Source organism: Myroides albus (assembly GCF_009711045.1).
GTDB lineage: Bacteria > Bacteroidota > Bacteroidia > Flavobacteriales > Flavobacteriaceae > Flavobacterium > Flavobacterium album_A.
Genome location: NZ_WMJX01000096.1, coordinates 1 through 2,733 on the forward strand (window position 1 = coordinate 1; position 2,733 = coordinate 2,733).

General features: G+C 35.4%; 4 protein-coding genes. 2 read left to right on the plus strand and 2 right to left on the minus strand.

Features of this window, described 5'->3' with window-relative positions:
* Positions 1 to 95: 95 nt before the first annotated feature.
* Positions 96 to 584, minus strand: a complete 489-nt coding sequence (locus GJV76_RS15355; RefSeq protein WP_155093460.1) for a GNAT family N-acetyltransferase — start codon at positions 582 to 584, stop codon at positions 96 to 98.
* A gap of 2 nt (positions 585 to 586) precedes the next feature.
* On the minus strand, positions 587 to 961 hold the full coding sequence (locus GJV76_RS15360) for a hypothetical protein (RefSeq protein WP_155093461.1): 375 nt from the start codon (positions 959 to 961) through the stop codon (positions 587 to 589).
* Between the two features lie 81 nt (positions 962 to 1,042).
* Here GJV76_RS15360 and GJV76_RS15365 point away from each other — a divergent pair, with 81 nt between their 5' ends.
* A complete protein-coding gene (locus tag GJV76_RS15365; RefSeq protein ID WP_155093462.1) occupies positions 1,043 to 1,615 on the plus strand; it encodes a Crp/Fnr family transcriptional regulator in 573 nt (190 codons plus the stop codon).
* A gap of 91 nt (positions 1,616 to 1,706) precedes the next feature.
* The coding region (locus tag GJV76_RS15370) for an SDR family oxidoreductase (RefSeq protein ID WP_155093463.1) at positions 1,707 to 2,733 on the plus strand (1,027 nt) is incomplete at its 3' end.

Sequence of the window (2,733 nt, forward strand, 5' to 3'; positions counted from 1 at the left end):
ATACAAAAGAGGGTGACCTTTTGGGACACCCTCTTTTTTGTTTGTACTTGAAATATGGAAGTTGATTCTGAGCGTAATAAACTTTTTAGTGATTACTATATTGTCTTCTCATAACAATTAAATACCCCTTTTCTAAACTGAACTGTACCTACTAATTGATATCCTTTTTTAGTGTAAACCGCATTAGCAGTAGTATTTAGTGTATATGCATCAAAGCGAATAGATGCATAGTTGTTGTCTTTGGCGTATTGTTCTGCGAATAAAATCATCTTAGTGGATATTCCTTTACCTTGTGCCTTAGGACTGACAAATAATCGGTGGATAACAATAAATGGAACAGGGCTGGTCCAATGTAAGTCGTTATATTCTACATCATATTCTTCGTTTAAGACCATATAGGCTAAGATCTGTTCGTTTTCTGTATAGATATAAGCTTGCTTCTTTTGAATGTCATTAGAGATAATATCTTTATTAGGATAGGATTCATCCCATTGATCAATACCTTGGCTGAGCATAGATTGTTTTACTTCTTCTAATACTTGTAAAGTCTGGGGTAAGTCGGTACTATCAATTGGTTTTATCATCGCTATTTTGTTTGTAGTAAAATGTCTTTTATCTCCTTGTCGTAATAATTAGGAGTACTTATTAGAAATGCACTAGGTAAGTCAACATCATACAAATTATCAAAAACGAAGGAAAAGTCTATATAAGGAGGTGTGACTAAAGTGACCACTTCATAGCTGATAACAGTATAATCCTCATTGATATTGGTTGTGCCTTCTAAGATTGTAATTCCTCTATCATTAAAAGCATTTGTAATCGTCAAAACAATATCATCCCATAGTTCTTCTAAGTAGTCAAAACTATTGTGTATATCCACGATAGCATAGTCAAACTGTATAGATAGTGCTACTTTTTGCGGATAAGGAATAAGTAAGTTTTGTTGAGTTATAATTGGCATAAGGTTACAATGAAGACCTAAAGGTAAACATTTCGCTTTTTATTTGCTTATTTTTGTAGATAGGATATTTTATAACTTATTATGTTTGACATACTCATTCAACACATTCAAGAGAAAGTACAGTTAACTGCAGATGAGGCAGTGCGATTACAAGACTATTTTACTTCTAAAAAATTGCGCAAAAGACAGTATTTGCTACAAGAAGGAGAGGTGTGCAAGTATATGACTTTTGTAGTGCAAGGAGTACTGAAGTCTTATGTGATAGATGAAAGAGGAATAGAAAACATCAACTTTATTGGTTGGGAAGGCTGGTGGATGGCGGATTCCTATAGTTTCTTTACAGGTGAAAAAGGTGTACTAAATATTGATGCGATCGAAGATGTAGAGCTTTTGTTAATTTCAAAAGAGCAATATGATCAGTTAATGATAGATATGCCAGTAATGAGTAACTACTTCAGAATACTGTATGAACGTAGCTTAGCTAATAAAGATAGGCGTATATTGAGTAATATAGCCTATAATGCAGAGGAAAAATATGCTCAGATTATTACTTGTTATCCAGATTTAGTCAATCGTATTCCTCAACACCTCTTAGCCTCATATCTTGGACTGACTCCAGAAACGGTTAGCCGCATAAAGAAAAAAATGAAGTAAACTACTTGATTTAGATCAATAGAAAGCCTTGTTTTAGGTCAATGCACAGCTGTTTTACTTGCTTTAGCTTTGTTATTCAAAGAAATAAAATATGAAGAACATAGCATTAGTAGTTGGCGTTAGTGGTATCGCTGGTAGTAACTTGGCAAAGGAGCTTATCGCTCAAAATTGGACAGTATATGGATTGGCGCGAAATCCAAAAGGCGTAGTAGATGGAGTCATTCCCATTGCTGCGGATTTATTAGATAAAGAAGGTTTAGCTATAGCTTTACAAGATATAGTCCCTACTCATGTTTACTTTACCACATGGATGCGTATGGATACAGAGGCTGAGAATATCATGGTCAATGCTACTTTAGTTAGGAACTTATTAGAGTTGTTATCTCCTAAACAGAGCGTAAAGCACGTAGCCTTAGTGACTGGATTAAAACATTATTTAGGCCCTTTTGAATCTTATGTGAAGTCTGGTATATTGCCCATTACCCCTGTTAGAGAAGAACACCCTCGTTTAGATTTAGAGAATTTCTATTACGCTCAAGAAGATGAAGTGTATAAAGCATCTGAGCGAGATAGTTTTACTTGGAGTGTGCATAGACCTCATACACTAATAGGTCATGCAGTAGGTAATCTGATGAATATGGGGATTACACTTGCTGTGTATGCGAGTATATGTAAGGAAGAAGGGCTTCCTATGGTGTGGCCAGGATCAGAAGCACAGTGGAATGGGGTATCAGATGTAACAGATGTAAGTGTATTAGCAAAACAGTTGGTATGGGCATCCACTACTGATATAGCTAAGAATCAAGCCTTCAATGTTACCAATGGAGATGTGTTTAGATGGAAGTGGTTATGGGAAGAGATCGCTAATTATTTTGACATACCTTTTGAAGGGTATAAGGATACGATCAGACCATTAGAAGCAACTTTGTTACAGAAGAGTGAGGTATGGCAGACTATTATAGCGAAGCATAAACTGCAAGCTTTGGATTTAGATACCTTAGTTTCTCCTTGGCATACGGATGCTGATTTAGGTCGTCCAATAGAAGTAATTACTGATATGTCTAAGAGTAGAAAGTTAGGTTTTACTGCTTTTAAACCGACAAAAGACTCTTTCATAG